Annotated in this window: 17 protein-coding genes; 1 reads left to right on the top strand and 16 read right to left on the bottom strand. The window is 63.1% G+C overall.

Annotated elements, in window-relative coordinates:
• Positions 1-4: 4 nt before the first annotated feature.
• The 4 genes from ABI660_RS09065 to ABI660_RS09050 are packed head-to-tail and all read right to left on the bottom strand — an operon-like array spanning position 5 to position 4,457.
• Complete coding sequence (locus tag ABI660_RS09065; RefSeq protein ID WP_348067087.1) at positions 5-1,186, bottom strand: acyl-CoA dehydrogenase family protein; 1,182 nt, start codon at positions 1,184-1,186, stop codon at positions 5-7.
• 24 nt (positions 1,187-1,210) lie between these two features.
• Complete coding sequence (locus tag ABI660_RS09060; protein WP_348067085.1) at positions 1,211-2,854, bottom strand: carboxyl transferase domain-containing protein; 1,644 nt, start codon at positions 2,852-2,854, stop codon at positions 1,211-1,213.
• A complete protein-coding gene (locus ABI660_RS09055; RefSeq protein ID WP_348067084.1) occupies positions 2,851-3,735 on the bottom strand; it encodes an SDR family oxidoreductase in 885 nt (294 codons plus the stop codon). The genes ABI660_RS09060 and ABI660_RS09055 overlap by 4 nt, the downstream gene beginning before the upstream one ends.
• Positions 3,732-4,457 (bottom strand): TetR/AcrR family transcriptional regulator, encoded by a 726-nt coding sequence (locus tag ABI660_RS09050; protein ID WP_348067082.1) that lies wholly within the window; start codon positions 4,455-4,457, stop codon positions 3,732-3,734. The genes ABI660_RS09055 and ABI660_RS09050 overlap by 4 nt, the downstream gene beginning before the upstream one ends.
• A gap of 172 nt (positions 4,458-4,629) precedes the next feature.
• Between ABI660_RS09050 and ABI660_RS09045 the strand changes: the two genes are divergently transcribed.
• The gene (locus ABI660_RS09045) at positions 4,630-5,028 is read left to right on the top strand and encodes an RcnB family protein (protein ID WP_348067080.1); all 399 of its coding nucleotides are present in this window, start codon (positions 4,630-4,632) and stop codon (positions 5,026-5,028) included.
• 283 nt (positions 5,029-5,311) lie between these two features.
• On the opposite strand, the gene ABI660_RS09040 is transcribed toward ABI660_RS09045, so the two are convergent.
• The 12 genes from ABI660_RS09040 to ABI660_RS08985 form a co-directional block, all read right to left on the bottom strand.
• Positions 5,312-5,725 carry a DCC1-like thiol-disulfide oxidoreductase family protein gene (locus tag ABI660_RS09040; protein WP_348067078.1) on the bottom strand — a complete coding sequence of 138 codons (414 nt, stop codon included), beginning with the start codon at positions 5,723-5,725 and terminating at the stop codon, positions 5,312-5,314.
• Positions 5,726-5,760: 35 nt separating this feature from the next.
• A complete protein-coding gene (locus ABI660_RS09035; protein ID WP_348067076.1) occupies positions 5,761-6,546 on the bottom strand; it encodes an SDR family oxidoreductase in 786 nt (261 codons plus the stop codon).
• A 65-nt stretch (positions 6,547-6,611) separates the two neighbouring features.
• A complete protein-coding gene (locus ABI660_RS09030; protein ID WP_348067074.1) occupies positions 6,612-7,895 on the bottom strand; it encodes an RNA polymerase sigma factor in 1,284 nt (427 codons plus the stop codon).
• A gap of 155 nt (positions 7,896-8,050) precedes the next feature.
• Positions 8,051-8,443, bottom strand: coding sequence for a VOC family protein (locus tag ABI660_RS09025; protein WP_348067072.1), 393 nt, complete (start codon positions 8,441-8,443; stop codon positions 8,051-8,053).
• Between the two features lie 38 nt (positions 8,444-8,481).
• On the bottom strand, positions 8,482-9,015 hold the full coding sequence (locus ABI660_RS09020; RefSeq protein WP_348067070.1) for an SRPBCC family protein: 534 nt from the start codon (positions 9,013-9,015) through the stop codon (positions 8,482-8,484).
• A gap of 9 nt (positions 9,016-9,024) precedes the next feature.
• A complete protein-coding gene (locus ABI660_RS09015; RefSeq protein ID WP_348067068.1) occupies positions 9,025-9,450 on the bottom strand; it encodes a YciI family protein in 426 nt (141 codons plus the stop codon).
• Positions 9,451-9,594: 144 nt separating this feature from the next.
• Positions 9,595-9,948, bottom strand: coding sequence for a YciI family protein (locus ABI660_RS09010; RefSeq protein WP_348067066.1), 354 nt, complete (start codon positions 9,946-9,948; stop codon positions 9,595-9,597).
• Positions 9,949-9,998: 50 nt separating this feature from the next.
• Positions 9,999-11,198 (bottom strand): tetratricopeptide repeat protein, encoded by a 1,200-nt coding sequence (locus ABI660_RS09005; RefSeq protein WP_348067064.1) that lies wholly within the window; start codon positions 11,196-11,198, stop codon positions 9,999-10,001.
• A 51-nt stretch (positions 11,199-11,249) separates the two neighbouring features.
• Positions 11,250-12,089, bottom strand: coding sequence for an NAD(P)-dependent oxidoreductase (locus tag ABI660_RS09000; RefSeq protein WP_348067062.1), 840 nt, complete (start codon positions 12,087-12,089; stop codon positions 11,250-11,252).
• 154 nt (positions 12,090-12,243) lie between these two features.
• Complete coding sequence (locus ABI660_RS08995; RefSeq protein WP_348067060.1) at positions 12,244-13,011, bottom strand: enoyl-CoA hydratase; 768 nt, start codon at positions 13,009-13,011, stop codon at positions 12,244-12,246.
• A complete protein-coding gene (locus ABI660_RS08990) occupies positions 13,008-13,604 on the bottom strand; it encodes a 2-hydroxychromene-2-carboxylate isomerase (RefSeq protein ID WP_348067058.1) in 597 nt (198 codons plus the stop codon). Before ABI660_RS08990 ends, ABI660_RS08995 begins: the two co-directional genes overlap by 4 nt.
• On the bottom strand, positions 13,604-14,338 hold the full coding sequence (locus tag ABI660_RS08985; RefSeq protein WP_348067056.1) for an SDR family oxidoreductase: 735 nt from the start codon (positions 14,336-14,338) through the stop codon (positions 13,604-13,606). The genes ABI660_RS08990 and ABI660_RS08985 overlap by 1 nt, the downstream gene beginning before the upstream one ends.
• Between the last annotated feature and the right edge of the window lie 84 nt (positions 14,339-14,422).

The following is a 14,422-nucleotide window of genomic DNA, read 5'->3' as shown; positions in this document are numbered from 1 at the left end:
ATCATCACGCGGCAGGTTTCTTGCCGCTTTTGGCCAGCCCCATGTACTTAGCGATGATGCTCATCATCACCTCGTCGGCGCCGCCGCCTATGGAGGCCAGCCGGCCGTCGCGAAACATGCGCGCCACCTTGTTCTCCCAGGTAAAACCCATGCCACCCCAGAACTGCAGGCAGGTGTCAGGCACCAGGCGGTTCAGCCGCCCGGCCTTGAGCTTGGCCATGGATGCCAATTCGGTCACGTCCTGGCCCTGCACATAGAGTTCGCAGGCGCGGTAAGTCATGGCGCGCAGGCTCTCCACCTCGGTCTTCATCTCGGCCAGCTTGAACTGCACCCACTGCTGGTCGGCCAGGGTGGCGCCGAATAATTTCCGGTCGTGGGCCCACTCCACCGTCCAGTCAATGCAATTGGTGAGCGACTGGATGCAGCTGGCCGCGCACCAGAGTCGCTCTTCCTGGAACTGCATCATCTGGTACATGAAGCCCGAGCCCTCGGCGCCTATCAGGTAGCGCTGTGGCACCCGCACCTCGTCGAAATAAATCAGGCCGGTATCGCTGGCGTTCATGCCTATCTTTTTGATTTTTTTACCGACCTCGATGCCCTTGCGCAGCTTGCCCTTCTCGCGCATGGGCACCATGACCAGGCTTTTGTTCTTGTGTTGAGGCCCGTCGCCGGTGTTGACCAGCATGCACATCCAGTCAGCCTGCAGGCTGTTGGTGATCCACATCTTCTGGCCGCTGATCACATAATCGTCACCGTCTTTGCGGGCATGGCTCTTGATGGAAGCCACGTCGCTGCCGGCCCCCGGCTCACTCACACCGATGCAGCCAACCATGTCGCCCGCGATGGCCGGAGCGAGGAACTCTCGCTTGAGTTCGTTGCTGCCGAAACGCGCCAGCGCCGGCGTACACATGTCGGTCTGCACGCCGATGGCCATGGGAACGCCGCCGCAGTCGATGTGGCCCAGGGCTTCGGCCATGGCCACACCGTAGGAATAGTCCAGCCCCGCGCCGCCGTATTCCTCGGGTTTGGTCAGGCCCAGCAGGCCCAGATTGCCGAGTTTCTTGAAAACTTCATGGGCCGGGAAAATTTCAGCCGTTTCCCATTCGTCCACATGCGGGTTGATCTCGGCGGCTATGAAACGCTTGAGGGTTTTCTGGATTTCCAGGTGTTCGTGGGTGTATTGCATTTTTGTCTCCTTGAGGAATGTGGTTCACATTCGCGCCACACCAAACTGCATGGGCCGCAACTGCCGCGCTTGCGCCTCTGCACACATGGCCAGGCATTGCGCAAGCACCGCGCGCGTGTCGCGCGGATCGATCACACCGTCGTCGAGCAGCAGGCCCGAGGTGTAGAAAGCATCGGCCTGCGCCTCGAACACTGCCACGATCTTGTCGAACTGCGCCTGCGATTGCACGGCGTCAATGGGGATGCCCTTGCGAACCATCGCGGCCTCGGTGACGATCTGCATGGTGCGTGCCGCCTGCTCGCCGCCCATCACTGCGGTTTTGGCGCTTGGCCAGCTGAACAGGAATCGCGGTGCATACCCCCGGCCGCACATACCGTAGTTGCCGGCGCCAAACGAGGCGCCACACTGGATGGTGATCTGCGGCACGGTCGCGTTGGTCACCGCCTGGATCATCTTGGAGCCGTGTTTGATCATGCCGCCCTGCTCGCTGTCCTTGCCGACCATGTAGCCGGTGGTGTTCTGCAGGTAAACGATGGGATGGCCCAGTTGGCACATCATCTGGATGAAATGCGTGGCCTTGTTCGCACCCGCCACGTCAATGGGGCCGTTGTTGCTGATGATGCCCACCGCATGGCCGCCAATCGCCGCCTGCACACAGACGGTGGCAGCGCCGTACAAGGCCTTGAAGGGCAGGAAATCCGAGCCATCGACCAGCCGCGCAATCACCTCATGCATGTCCACCGGTTGGCGCAGGTCATCGGCCATCAGCCCGAGCAGCTCATCAGCCGGATACAGCGGCTCGCTTGCTCCTGAATTTGTAGCTGCTTGCGCCCGTTCCATATGGGCTGGAGCCCGATTCGACCATGAAATCCGGGCCACCTGCTGCCTGGCCAGGCCCAGCGCCTGGCGGTCGTCTTCGGCCAGTTGCTCGCCCAGGCCCGACACACTGGTGTGCATTTCGGCACCGCCCAGTTCTTCTTCCGTCGCCACCTCCCCGGTAGCCGCCATTAGCAAAGGGGGACCGGCCAGAAAGGCTCGCGAGCGGTTCCTCACCATGATCACCACATCGCTCAGGCCTGGCATGTAAGCACCGCCCGCCGTGCCGGAGCCGTGCTGCACCGTGATGACCGGAATGCCCGCCGCCGACAGACGCGCCAAGTTGCGGAACAGCGCCCCACCGTGGACAAAGCCCTCCACGCGGTAGCGCATCAGGTTGGCGCCGGCACTTTCCACCAGATGAATGAAGGGCAGCTTGTTTTGCAACGCGATTTCCTGCACGCGCAAAATCTTGTCCAGTCCCATGGCCTGGATGGCACCGGCCTCGATGCCGGAATCGCTGGCCACCACCATGCAGCGAGCGCCTTCGATAAAACCGATGCCCGCCACGATGCCGCCCCCGGGGACCGACTGCGCCGAGTCTTTGTTGTCCTGCATGAACCCCGCCAACGAACACAAAGGAAGGTAAGGCGCACCCGGGTCCAGCAGCAGTGCGACCCGCTCACGCGGCAACAGCTGGCCGCGCTTGTCGAACACCGGCCTTGATTTTTCCGAGGCCTGGGCGGCGCGTGCCTCGATGGCACGCAACGCGGCGATACGCGCCAACATGGCGTCGCGCCGCTGCACAGCCACGCTGCCTTGCGCATTCCAGGCAGACTGGAAGATGGTCATGACTGGAACAACTTTGGCGTGCTGGCCAGATGGAAGCCGTCAAACGGTTTGATCGCATCGCGCTGCTGCTCCTCGGCGTCAGGCAGGCGCAGGGGCCAGCCCATGCGCACCTGCGGGCGAGCGCCATCCACACGCAGCACGGTGCCGCTGATGAAACTGGCTGCCGGGCTGAGCAAAAAAACAATCGCGGCCGAGGTTTCTGCTTCGGTGCCAAAACGGCCCAGCGGCACGGTGGTGCGCATCTCGCGCAGCATCTCCCCGGCTTCGGGCGGGTAGTGGTCCATGCCGCTGGAAGCAATGTAGCCGGGCGCTACCGCGTTGACGCGGACTCCGTTGTGCGCCCATTCGACGGCAGCCGTTTCGGTGAAGCTGACCATGCCGGCACGCGCTGCGCCGCTGTGGCCCATCGACGGCATCGAACCCCAGATGTCTGCAACGATGTTGACCATGCTGCCGCCGTGCGCGGCCATGGACTGCAGATAACACTCGCGCGCCATCAGAAAACCACCGGTCAGGTTGGTGTTGATGACCGCTTCCCAGCCTTTGGCGCTGATACTTTCCAGCGGGGAAATGTACTGGCCGCCCGCATTGTTGACCAGGCCGTCGATGCGGCCATGGGCCAGCACCACCGCCGCCACCGTGCTCTGCACCGCTTCTTCCTGGCGAATATCGCAGGGGTGAAAACTGGCGCGGCCGCCGGTGGCCACAATTTCGCCGGCCACGTCATGCAGCTTGGCGAGTTTTCGTCCTATCAGCACCACATGGGTGCCCAGCGCCGCCAACTCGTGCGCGGTGCAGCGGCCAATGCCGGAGCCCCCGCCCGTCACCACCACCACCTTGCCGGCAAACAGGCCGGGACTGAACACCGATTGATAACTCATGCGCGGTTTCTCCTCATGGGTTTCTGCAGGCTTTCCCCGATAAACAGCGCCATCGCCGCATCGGCCAGCTCATCCAGCGACGCACCTTTTTTGGCATCAAACCATTGCACCGACCAGTTCAGCGCCCCGAAGATCAGCAGGCGGGCCAGCTTCACCGGGCACTGCAGACGGCCATCGCTGCTGAGCGCCTGGAGCACGGGCTCCCAGACCGATTCGTAATCGCCTTGCAGCCTGGCCAGCGAAGCCCGCTGTTTGGCCGTGATGGAGCGCGACTCGTACAGCATCACGGGAATGAAATCGCTGCCCGTTCCGAGCAGCACATCAAAATGGTTGCGGATCAGCAGCCGCAGCAAGGCCGCTGCATCGGGTGCGTCCTGCGCCGCCGCGGCCAGCGCCGCCGTCTGCCGCAGGATGGCTGAGCGCATGCCTTCGTCCATCACCGCATACAGCAGCGCGCCTTTGCTTTTGAAATGGTAGAACGGCGATCCGCTGTGCATGCCCACGGCGGCAGCGATGTCGCGCGTGCTGGTCGCATCGAACCCCTTGCGCCGGAACAGCTTTGCCGCGGCATTGACCAGCTCGACCCGGCGGTTGCCGTCGTCGCGCTCGTCGATGGTTTTGCGCGGTCGGCCGCGTGGCCGTTTTTCTGCGAGAGCGGGCAGGGAATGACCGTCGGCAACAGCGTGAACAGCGGAACGGGTGCGTACGGCAGGTTTGTCCATGGACACAGACCATAACAAAAGCCGCTATTTTTAGCAAGCACGTGCTTTGTAAAAATAGAACTGGCTGGCCACCACAGCTGGTGGCAACTCTTTACACAAAAGCGTCGGGGCTTTGTGCGGCGTACACCTGGCCGGCCCACCATCAAGGCTCACCAACCACTGGAGTTTCTCCATGAAATCGAAAGCCCTTGTTTGCGCCATCACCCTGGCATCGCTGGGTTTCAGTTCGCTCTCATTTGCCGAGGGCTACGACCGGCGTGGCCGGGGCGCCGAGCCACAGCGTTTCGAGCAGCCCGGCCCTATGCACCGGGATGGGCATGATTTCAACGCCCGCCATCTTGACCGCCAGGACATGCGTCATGATCGGTACGCCGACGCGCGCGGCCCACGCTTTCACCGCGGCGACCGCGTACCCACGGAGTACCGCCACCGGGGCTACGCCATGAACAACTGGCGTGCGCAGCACCTGAACGCGCCGGCCCACGACCAGCAGTGGGTGCAGGTGGGTGCGGACTATGCACTGATTGCGATTGCCACCGGCGTGATTGCGCAGCTGGTGCTTAGCCGCTAGCGACGGTGGTGCATGCGGAATCCGCTTTCACACGCACTACATTTTCGATAGCTGCCTGCGCCCGTGGGATAAGGGCTTCGGTCATTTTTCATGAATAGTTGCAGCTACTCAGTCCTGCGCCGCGCTTGCCCTCACCCCTACCCTCTCCCAGAGGGAGAGGGAAAAAGACGAGCCTCTTCTTTTTCCCTCTCCCTCTGGGAGAGGGTTAGGGTGAGGGCCTCCCGATGTACGTGTGGCCAGGGAATGCTGAGTAGTTACGAATAACTGGAGGACTCGCCGCCAGCTAAAACCTGTCGTTGCCCCGCAAACCCAGGTTGTTGATTTTTGTCTTGCGCAGCATTTTCAGCAGCAGGTTGCGGCAGCTGCGCAGCAGGGGATAAAGCAGGCGAGCCCGCCACTTCGAGCGGAACACCCAGTGGTTCAAGCGGTTGAAAACACCCGAGGGACTGCCCATCAGCGACAGCGCGTGAATCGCGTCCGCGCCGTAGTACAGGACGTCGCCGACCTTGAGTACCATGCCCTGGTCAATATCCAGGCCGTGGTGCGTGATCTCCTGCATGACCGCGCTGGACTTCCGCGCATTCACGAGTTTCAGGGTCCCGACCGTGTCGCGGATCCGGACCATCCTGCAGTAGTTGTCACAGGCGGGGCATTCGTCGTCGTAAACCAGCAGGATGTCGGAGTGTAGGGTGGGCACCAGGCACTCGTCTTTGGCGTTCGCGCGGGCCAAGCTTACGGCTGCCTGCGCAAGGTCGGCAAACCCACGCCGGCAGCGTCGAAGCCGCCGTCAACGGCCAGCACCTGGCCGTTGACATAACTCGCGGCCTCACTGCAAAGAAAACCCGCGACCGAGGCGATTTCTTCGGTGGTGCCGTAGCGGTTCAGCGGAATGGCGTCGTGATAGTCGGCCCGGATGGCCGCACTGTGCACCAGCCTGGCCATCTCGGTCTCGACCGGACCCGGCGCAATGGCGTTCACGCGAATGCCGACATTGCCCAGTTCAACAGCCTGCTGCTTGGTGAGATGAATCAGCGCAGCCTTGCTTGTGCCGTAGGCAGAACGCAGCGTGCTGGCGCGCAGCCCGGAGATGGAAGCGATGTTGACAATGCTGCCGCCACCCGTCTTCTGCATCACGGGTGCACAGGCCTGGGTGCAGAGAAAGACACCGTCCAGGTTAGTCCCCATCACGTAGCGCCACTCCTCGAACGTCGTTTCGGCCAGGGGTTTGAAAACGGCTACGCCGGCGTTGTTCACGAGCGCATCGATCCGGCCAAACACGGCCTCTACCTTGTCAACCGCGGCCTGCACCTGTTTCGGGTCAGACACGTCGCAGTGGATGGCCAGTACATGGCTGGCCCGGTCCAACGCGCCTGCCGCTTGCGCCAGTGTGGTGGCGTCGATATCTATCAGTACCACGCGATGGCTGTTCGCCAGGAACCAGCGCCCCATGGCAAGGCCGATGCCGCGTGCACCGCCGGTGATCACGGCAACCGGCAACAACGATTCGTCAGGCTTCATGAGATGTGCTTGTAAAAAGGAGAGCTGCCGCAAAGAAGGCAGTGAGCGCAACTATATAGGTCAGGCTAGGGAGTCAGTTCCCGTGCGCGCTCAAGCAGCAGCTCACGCTCGCGCATGTTCTGCGCCAGCGTTGCGGCGCGCTCGAATTCCACGCGCGCCTCGGCATGGCGCCCCAGCTTGGCGAGCAGGTCGCCGCGCACACTCGGCAGCCACTGGTAGTTTTGCAGGGACTTTTCCCCGCGCAACATGTCGATGATTTCCAGCCCGGCGGCCGGCCCAAAGGCCATGCTGACGGCGACCGCGCGGTTGAGTTCCACCACGGGCGACGGCGCCGTCTGCGCCAGCGCGTCGTACAGGGCGGCAATACCTGCCCAGTCGGTCTGCCCGGCCGTGGGCGCACGCGCATGGCAGGCGGCAATGGCTGCCTGCAGCGCATAAGGGCCCAGCACATGCACAGACGACCCAGCCAGCGCCTGTGCACGGTCGAGTGCCGCCAGGCCACGCCGGATCAGCAGGTGATCCCAGCGTGCGCGGTCCTGGTCGGGCAGCAGCACCGGCCTGCCTGCCGCATCGACCCGGGCCGCCATGCGCGAGGCTTGCAGCTCCATCAGCGCAAGCAGGCCATGCACCTCGGACGCATCTGGCGCCAGGCCGGCCAGCATGCGACCCAGGCGCAGCGCTTCGTCCGTCAGGGCGGGCCGCATCCAGTGGTCACCCGCGGTGGCGGTGTAGCCTTCGTTGAACACCAGGTACACCACCTCCAGCACCGAGGCCAGGCGGGCGCCGAGTTCGTCACCGCGCGGCACTTCAAAGGGAACACGCGCCTCGGCCAAGGTGCGCTTGGCGCGCACGATGCGCTGGGCAATCGCCGGCTCGGACACCAAAAAGGCGCGGGCAATCTCGTGCGTGGTCAGGCCGCCCAGCAGCTTGAGCGTGAGCGCCGCCCGCGCCTCTGTTGAAAGCACGGGATGGCAGGCGGTGAAGATGAGGCGCAGCAGGTCGTCGCCGATATCGTCCTGGCGGGCCTCGTCCAGTGCATCAACAAAATCCGGCACGATCAGGGCCTCCTGTGCTTCAAGGTCATGACCGATCTGCTCGAGCTTCTCGCCCTGCATCTTCCGGTGCCGCAGATGGTCCAGCGCGCGGTTTTTCGCGGCGGTCATCAGCCAGGCACCGGGCTTGTCCGGCACGCCCTTGCCGGGCCAGCTTTCCAGCGCGGAAACCAGCGCGTCCTGCGCCAGTTCCTCGGCCAGACCGATGTCTCGCACCATGCGCGCGACCACGGCCACGATCTTCGCGGACTCGATGCGCCAGACAGCTGAAATCGCTTCATGGGTGGAGGAATGCATGGATCAATGGTACCGGTATGCGAACGCCCGGGGCGACAAGCGAAGACCGTCGATCTTCATACCAGCCGGGGCCGCGGATCTGGCTCCGCCAGTCCGCAGGCGCAGCGGCCCCCTCGCGGGGCAGCGACCCACACGCAGTGGGGGAGCGTGGGGGCTCAATTAGACATCCAGAACACTTCCCAAACATGGCCATCAAGGTCGGTGAAGCCGTGGCTGTACATGAAGCCGTGGTCCTGTTGCGGATTGGGAGCCGTGCCGCCGGCGGCCAGCGCCTTCTTCACGAGCTCGTCCACCTCGGCGCGGCTTTCACACGACAGGGCGATCAACACCTCGGTAGTTTTGGTGGCGTCGGCGATCGGCTTTTTGGTGAAGCCCTGGAAGAAGGGCTCGACCAGCAGCATCACGTAGTTGTGGTCTTCGCTGACCACCATGCAGGCGCCCTGCTCGTTGGTGAATTGCGGGTTGAAGGAAAAACCCAGGCTCTTGAAGAAGGCCTGGCTTTTTTCCATGTTCTTGATGGGAAGGTTGACGAACATCTGGCGGGACATGGGGTTCTCCTTGAAAGACGAAAGTAGATAACGCTGGTTCAGGTCTTCTCGGCCTGGGTCTTGAGATCGGACAGGCCGGCCTCAAAGGCGCCACCCACCATCTGGTCCATGTTGAAGACCACACCCATCACTTTGGCGAGAAAGGGCTGGGCGCCCTCCATCGACCAAGTGACGCGGGTGCTGCCATCCTGCGGCGTCAACTCGAAGTTCACGGTGTTGTGCGTTTCCATCAAGCCCGTCATGTGCAGGTCCATGGTGACGCGGGACGGCGCGTTGGCCTGGGTAATGCGCATGCTCCCGCTGTTGCGGCCGCGAAAGTCGTACACGGCGCCAAGGCCGGCGGCCGGGCCGCTATAACTGCCGCTGGCATCCGGATCCATTTTGACAAACGGGTTCCAGCTGTTCATTTGCCGTAGGTCGTTGACCAGCGGGAAGATGCGCTCCGGCGGCGCCGCGATGCTCGCCGTGCGTTCGACGCGGAAGCTATCGGGCTGGCGTGTTGCCAGCAGCAACACGACAGCGATGGCCAGCACGGCCAGGCCGAGAATCACAAGCAAAGTGGTCTTGATCATGGCTGTTCCTTATTTCTGGCTGGGGGTGTTCATCTCGCGGAAGCGCTCGACCTGTTCGCTGGGCGCGAAGTCGTCCAGCTCATACAGCTGGCGCACCTCGATCACGGCCGGTGCGTTTTCGCCCACGGGGTTGGGGTAGCGGCGCGACCATTCCAGTGCTTCCTCGCGGCTGCGTACCTGGATGGTGGTGAAGCCGGCAATCAGTTCCTTGGCCTCCGTGAAGGGTCCGTCGATCACGGTGCGTTTCTGGCCGTCATAGTGGATGCGCCAGCCCTTGCGGCTGGGCTGCAAGCCGCTGCCGTCCAGCAGTACGCCGGCCCGGGACAACTCCTCGTGATAGTCGGCCATGGCGGCCATCAGCTTTTCGTCAGGGGTTTGTGGGGTCGTCTCGGCCTCGAACTCGGGCGTGGACTTGACGATGATCATGAATCGCATGCGGTTCTCCTTCGTAGTGAGCCTGGAAGCCGGGGCCCGGCGGACCCGCACAACAACGGCTTCTACCTCCACGACGAACCAGGCGCTGCGAAATCGACAGACTTACGCCCAAAAAAACCTTTTGTTACTTTTTTGTAATCGCACTCAGGCGAAGCAGGGGCCGAGCGAGCGCACTTCAATGGTGGCCCACTCCGCTGCCGGGCACTGGGCGGCAATCGCAAGCGCCTCTTCGCGCGTGGCGCAGTTGACCAGGAAAAACCCACCGACCATCTCCTTGGCTTCGGAAAAGGGCCCGTCCAGCACCTGGGGCCGCCCGCCCCTGACCTGCACCTGGGCCGCGTCGTCCTGGGACGCCAACGACTCAGCGGCGAGCAGCAGGCCGCGCGCCTTCAGATCCGCGCCGAAATCCAGCATGCGCCCATAAACAGCGCGCCCCTCAGCCTCGGTACGCGTCAGCCGCTGGCCTTTCGGTTCATGAATCAAGAGCATGTAAGTCATGGCATTCCCGCAATAAAAGTTGCTGGCGATGATACGCGCGTCGGCCAGCGTCAACCAGTGGCCAGGTAGACATACAAACCCTCGACCGGCCGCTGCTGATCCTCACGCAGCGGCGCGCGCAGCAGCTTCGTCACTTCAAAGCCGTGCTCGTGGGCCAGCCGGCGAATGTAGGTTTCGGAGTGTGCATAACGCAGGCTGGGGAGCAACACGAGTTCTTCTTCATCAGCCGCGCGCTCGACGGTAAAGCAGAACAGGCCGCCCGGCCGTAAAACACGGGCCACCCCCGCGAACACTACAGAAAGGTCGCCCACATAAATGAAGACATCAGCTGCCAGCACCAGGTCATCGCGGCGCTCGGCACCACGCAGGTAGTCCGCCACGTCAGCGTGGATCAGCGCGGTGTAAACACCCAGCGCGCGCGCCTTGTCCAGCATGCCGCGCGAAATGTCCACACCGTCCACACGATCAGCCAGCGGCGCTATCAGCGGCCCGCACAACCCGGTGCCGCAACCCAGGTCGAGCACGGAACTGAAGCGACGCGGCTCGCCCCGTGCCAGATGCCGGATCAGGACCTCATGCGCGCGGTAGCGCAGAACACCCACGAGATGGCTCTGGAACTCCGCAGCGTAATCATCAAACAGGTACTCCACATACTCTCGTGGCGCAGTGGCCGGCGCCTCGGCGCCGCGCACCGAAGCAAGAAAATAGCCGTTGATCTGCGGATCGGCGCCCAGCGCGAGCGCTTTCTCGAAACACGCAGCGGCGTCTTGCAAACGGTTCATTTCGCGCAGCAGCGTTCCCCGGTGGCTCCACGCCTCGGCCAGCCCGGCGTCGCGCGCCAGCGCCTGCTCGAAGGAACCCAGTGCCTCTTCGGGCCGGCCCAGCCGCACCAGCGCCTGGGCATGCTGCGTCCAGAGCAATGCGTTGCCGTCATCCAGCGCCAGGGCCTGTTCGTAACAGGCCAGGGCCTGAGCATGCTGCGCGAGGCAGGCGTGCGCCAGCCCCAGGTAAGACCAGGCTTCGATATTCCCGGGTTCGGCCGCGGTGGCCTGTTCGAGCAGCGGTAGCGCCTCGGCTTCCTTGCCGAACTTGACCTTTGTGGCGCCCAGGTTGGTGAGGGTGGAGGCGCGGCCGGGTACCAGTGCCAGGGCAAGCTCAAAACAGCGCTCGGCCTCGGGTAGCGCACCGGCCTGGAAATGCCCAAGGCCTTCCAGAAAGCTTTGCCGGGCGCGCTCAAACACTTCGTTCATGAAACCCCTTTTTCAACAGGCTTCATTGTCCGCCGAACACCTGACGCCAGACTAATCCACGAAAAAGTCAGGAATGAATTTTTTGGTTCCGGGTGTCACCGAATACTTCTCCAGGTCGGTCACACCGTGGGCGGCCAGCAATTCGTCGTCGATGTAGAAATTGCCGGTGGCCAAGGCGGTGCTGGTGAGAATCAGCCAGGCCGCATCGGACAGGATCTCCGGCTTGCGGCACAGCTTCAGGTCCACGCCGGGAATCATCTGCAACGCCGCCGTGGCAATGGCGGTGCGCGGCCACAGGCTGTTGACGGCGATGCCGTATTTTTTGAATTCGCCCGCATGGCCCAGTGTGCACATGCTCATGCCGTACTTGGCCATGCTGTAAGCCGTGTGGTTCTCGAACCAGTGCTGCTTCATGCTCAGTGGGGGCGACATGGTCAGAACCTGCGGGTTGCGCCCGGCCTGTGCAGATTTTTTCAGCTCAGCCAGGCAGGCCTGGGTACACAGGTAGGTACCGCGCGCGTTGATGCCGTTCATCAGGTCGTAACGCTTCATCGGGGTGTGTTCGGTGTCGGTCAGGCTGATGGCGCTGGCGTTGTTGACGAGGATGTCGATGCCGCCAAAAGTTTCCACCGCCTTAGCCACCGCGGCCGCGACAGCCTCTTCCTCACGGATATCCACCGCCAGCGGCAGCGCCTGCCCTCCGGCTGCTTTCACCGCTTCTGCAGCGCTGTAAATTGTGCCCGGCAGCTTGGGGTTGGGGTCGGTGGTTTTGGCCAGGATCACGATGTTGGCGCCATCGGCCGCCGCACGTGTGGCAATGGCCAGGCCAATGCCGCGCGAAGCGCCGGTGATGAACAGGGTTTTGCCTTTGAGACCGGGGACTGAACTCATGACGACTCCTTTACGCTACAAAATTAATAGCTGGTTGCGACCGCTACATATGGGCTGAATGCCATTTTTATGCTCAAACTCTGAGGAAGCCTGGATGGCGCCCTGCTTTTGCAAAAGCGCCTCCCCTTCTTGCACCGCCCTTCGACCTCGTACTTCAAACTTGGCTGAAATCCGGCTTGCGCTTTTGCATAAACGCGCCGAAGGCTTCCTTGGCTGCGGGCTCCTGCAGCATACGGCCGAAGCTCGCGCCCTCCTCTGCCATCTGCTGGATCACCAGCGCCTGCTGGCCTTTTTTCATCAGGCGTTTGGTCTCGACCAGTGAGGACAGCGGCTTGGCAGCGAGCTTGCGCGCAATCGCCTGCGCGATGCCATTGGCTTCGGTCGGCGGCACGACCCGGTTGACCAGGCCCACCTCCATCGCGGCTTCGGCCATGAAGGGCTCGCCCAGCAGCAAGGCTTCGGCGGCGCGGTGGTAGCCCAGCATCTGCGGCACCAGCAGGCTGGACGCTGCCTCAGGGCACAGGCCCAGGTTAACGAAAGGCATGGAGAAAGCCGCGTTGTCCCCGGCGTAGACCAGATCGCAGTGAAACAGCAGGGTGGTGCCCACACCCACGGCCGGGCCGCAGACGGCGGCAACCAGCGGCTTGGGGAAGGCTGCGATGCCTCGCAGAAAGCGAAACACCGGCGAGTCCATGCCGGCAGGCGGCTTGTTCAGGAAGTCGCCAATGTCGTTGCCGGCGGAGAAGATGCTCTCCTGGCCCTGCAACAGCACCACACGCACAGTGGCGTCCGCTTCGGCCGCAGCCAGCGCGTCAGCCAGCGCGCCGTACATGGCAGAGGTGATGGAGTTCTTGCGCTCCGGCCGGTTGAAGGTGATGGTCATCACACCGGCTTCGGTGTGGGTGAGGATGTCTGTGCTCATGTGGTTTCCAGTGCTTGTTTGACAAAATCGAGCCGGTCCTGCCCCCAGTGCATCTGCCCGTCGACGAAAAAAGTAGGGGCGCCGAACACGCCCCGTTCGACCGCTTCCTGGGTGACGGCCTTGAGGCGGTCTTTCACCGCGGGATCAGCGGCCAGCGCAAATATCGCTGCCGGATCAAAGCCGGCCGCCTGCAAGACCTCGCCCACCACCTGCGGGTCGTTCATGTTTTTCCTGTCCACCCAGATCGCCCGGTACACCGCTTCCACAAAAGGCACGAAGCGGTCAGCTTGCTGCATCTGCAAGGCAGTTGCGGCGCGCATCAGGGTCAGGGTGTTGATCGGAAAATGCGGGTTCTCTTCAAAAGCGACACCATAACGCGCTGCGAAGCGACCCAGGTCGCCCATCATGTAGCGGCCCTTGGCCGGAACGGTGGTGGGTGAATGGTTGCCCGTGGCCTGGAACACACCACCGAGCAGCATCGGCTTGTAATCAATGGTGCCGGCAGCTTCACGGCAGACATGTGGCAGCTGCTTCCAGGCAATGTAGGCGGCCGGACTGCCCACATCAAAAAAGAACTCGACGGTTTTTGTCATCAGAACTTCTCCAGGTAGGGCCGCAGGTCGATCTCATGCGTCCAAGCATCGCGCGGCTGCTTGTGCAGCATCCAGTAGGTGTCGGCGATGTGCTCGGGGTTGAGAATGCCGTCCTCGGCCTTCAGCGCGTACCGCTCAGGAAAGTTGTCGCGGATGAAGGCGGTGTCGATGGCGCCATCCACCACCACATGGGCCACATGAATGCCGCGCGGCCCGAGCTCGCGCGCCATGCTTTGCGCCAGCGCGCGCAACGCCATCTTGGCGCCCGAGAACGCCGCGAAGTGCGCACCGCCGCGCAGGGACGCCGTGGCGCCGGTGAAGATGATGGTGCCTTTGTGGCCCTCACCCCCGCGCTGCACCATGCGTTTGGCGACTTCACGGCCATTGAGAAAACCACCGAAACAGGCCATCTCCCAGATCTTGAAATATTTGCGCGCGCTTTCTTCCAGGACACTGCTGGGCGCATTGGCGCCGATGTTGAAGACCAGCACCTCGATCGGCCCGAGCGTGCTTTCGATTTGTTCAACCAGCGCGACAACTTCTTCTTCCTTGCGCGCGTCAGAGGCAAAGCCATGGGCCGTGCCACCGTCCGCTCGAATCTGTTCGAGCAGCGGCTGCAGCTTGTCGAGGCTGCGGCGCGTCACGCAGGCGGAGTAGCCCTCGCGCGCAAAGCGCCGGGCAATCGCACCGCCGGTGGCGTCACCCGCGCCGATGACCAAGGCCACTTTGTTCATGACCAAGTCTCCGACGGGCCGCCCCTAGGAGCCTTGCGCCCCCTCGGGGGGCAGCGACGACACGTCAGTGCGGTGCGTGGGGGC

This window comes from Polaromonas sp. (assembly GCF_039930745.1).
In the GTDB taxonomy this organism is placed as follows: domain Bacteria; phylum Pseudomonadota; class Gammaproteobacteria; order Burkholderiales; family Burkholderiaceae_C; genus Polaromonas.
Note: the sequence above shows the minus strand (reverse complement) of the source record. Positions and strands in the feature narration are given on the sequence as shown.

Bases quoted from the DNA above. Each gene is read 5' to 3' on its own strand.
- ABI660_RS09065 (WP_348067087.1), bottom strand. From the start codon at position 1,186: ATGCAATACACCCACGAACACCTGGAAATCCAGAAAACCCTCAAGCGT.
- ABI660_RS09060 (WP_348067085.1), bottom strand. From the start codon at position 2,854: ATGACCATCTTCCAGTCTGCCTGGAATGCGCAAGGCAGCGTGGCTGTG.
- ABI660_RS09055 (WP_348067084.1), bottom strand. From the start codon at position 3,735: ATGAGTTATCAATCGGTGTTCAGTCCCGGCCTGTTTGCCGGCAAGGTG.
- ABI660_RS09050 (WP_348067082.1), bottom strand. From the start codon at position 4,457: ATGGACAAACCTGCCGTACGCACCCGTTCCGCTGTTCACGCTGTTGCC.
- ABI660_RS09045 (WP_348067080.1), top strand. From the start codon at position 4,630: ATGAAATCGAAAGCCCTTGTTTGCGCCATCACCCTGGCATCGCTGGGT.
- ABI660_RS09035 (WP_348067076.1), bottom strand. From the start codon at position 6,546: ATGAAGCCTGACGAATCGTTGTTGCCGGTTGCCGTGATCACCGGCGGT.
- ABI660_RS09030 (WP_348067074.1), bottom strand. From the start codon at position 7,895: ATGCATTCCTCCACCCATGAAGCGATTTCAGCTGTCTGGCGCATCGAG.
- ABI660_RS09025 (WP_348067072.1), bottom strand. From the start codon at position 8,443: ATGTCCCGCCAGATGTTCGTCAACCTTCCCATCAAGAACATGGAAAAA.
- ABI660_RS09020 (WP_348067070.1), bottom strand. From the start codon at position 9,015: ATGATCAAGACCACTTTGCTTGTGATTCTCGGCCTGGCCGTGCTGGCC.
- ABI660_RS09015 (WP_348067068.1), bottom strand. From the start codon at position 9,450: ATGCGATTCATGATCATCGTCAAGTCCACGCCCGAGTTCGAGGCCGAG.
- ABI660_RS09010 (WP_348067066.1), bottom strand. From the start codon at position 9,948: ATGACTTACATGCTCTTGATTCATGAACCGAAAGGCCAGCGGCTGACG.
- ABI660_RS09005 (WP_348067064.1), bottom strand. From the start codon at position 11,198: ATGAACGAAGTGTTTGAGCGCGCCCGGCAAAGCTTTCTGGAAGGCCTT.
- ABI660_RS09000 (WP_348067062.1), bottom strand. From the start codon at position 12,089: ATGAGTTCAGTCCCCGGTCTCAAAGGCAAAACCCTGTTCATCACCGGC.
- ABI660_RS08995 (WP_348067060.1), bottom strand. From the start codon at position 13,011: ATGAGCACAGACATCCTCACCCACACCGAAGCCGGTGTGATGACCATC.
- ABI660_RS08990 (WP_348067058.1), bottom strand. From the start codon at position 13,604: ATGACAAAAACCGTCGAGTTCTTTTTTGATGTGGGCAGTCCGGCCGCC.
- ABI660_RS08985 (WP_348067056.1), bottom strand. From the start codon at position 14,338: ATGAACAAAGTGGCCTTGGTCATCGGCGCGGGTGACGCCACCGGCGGT.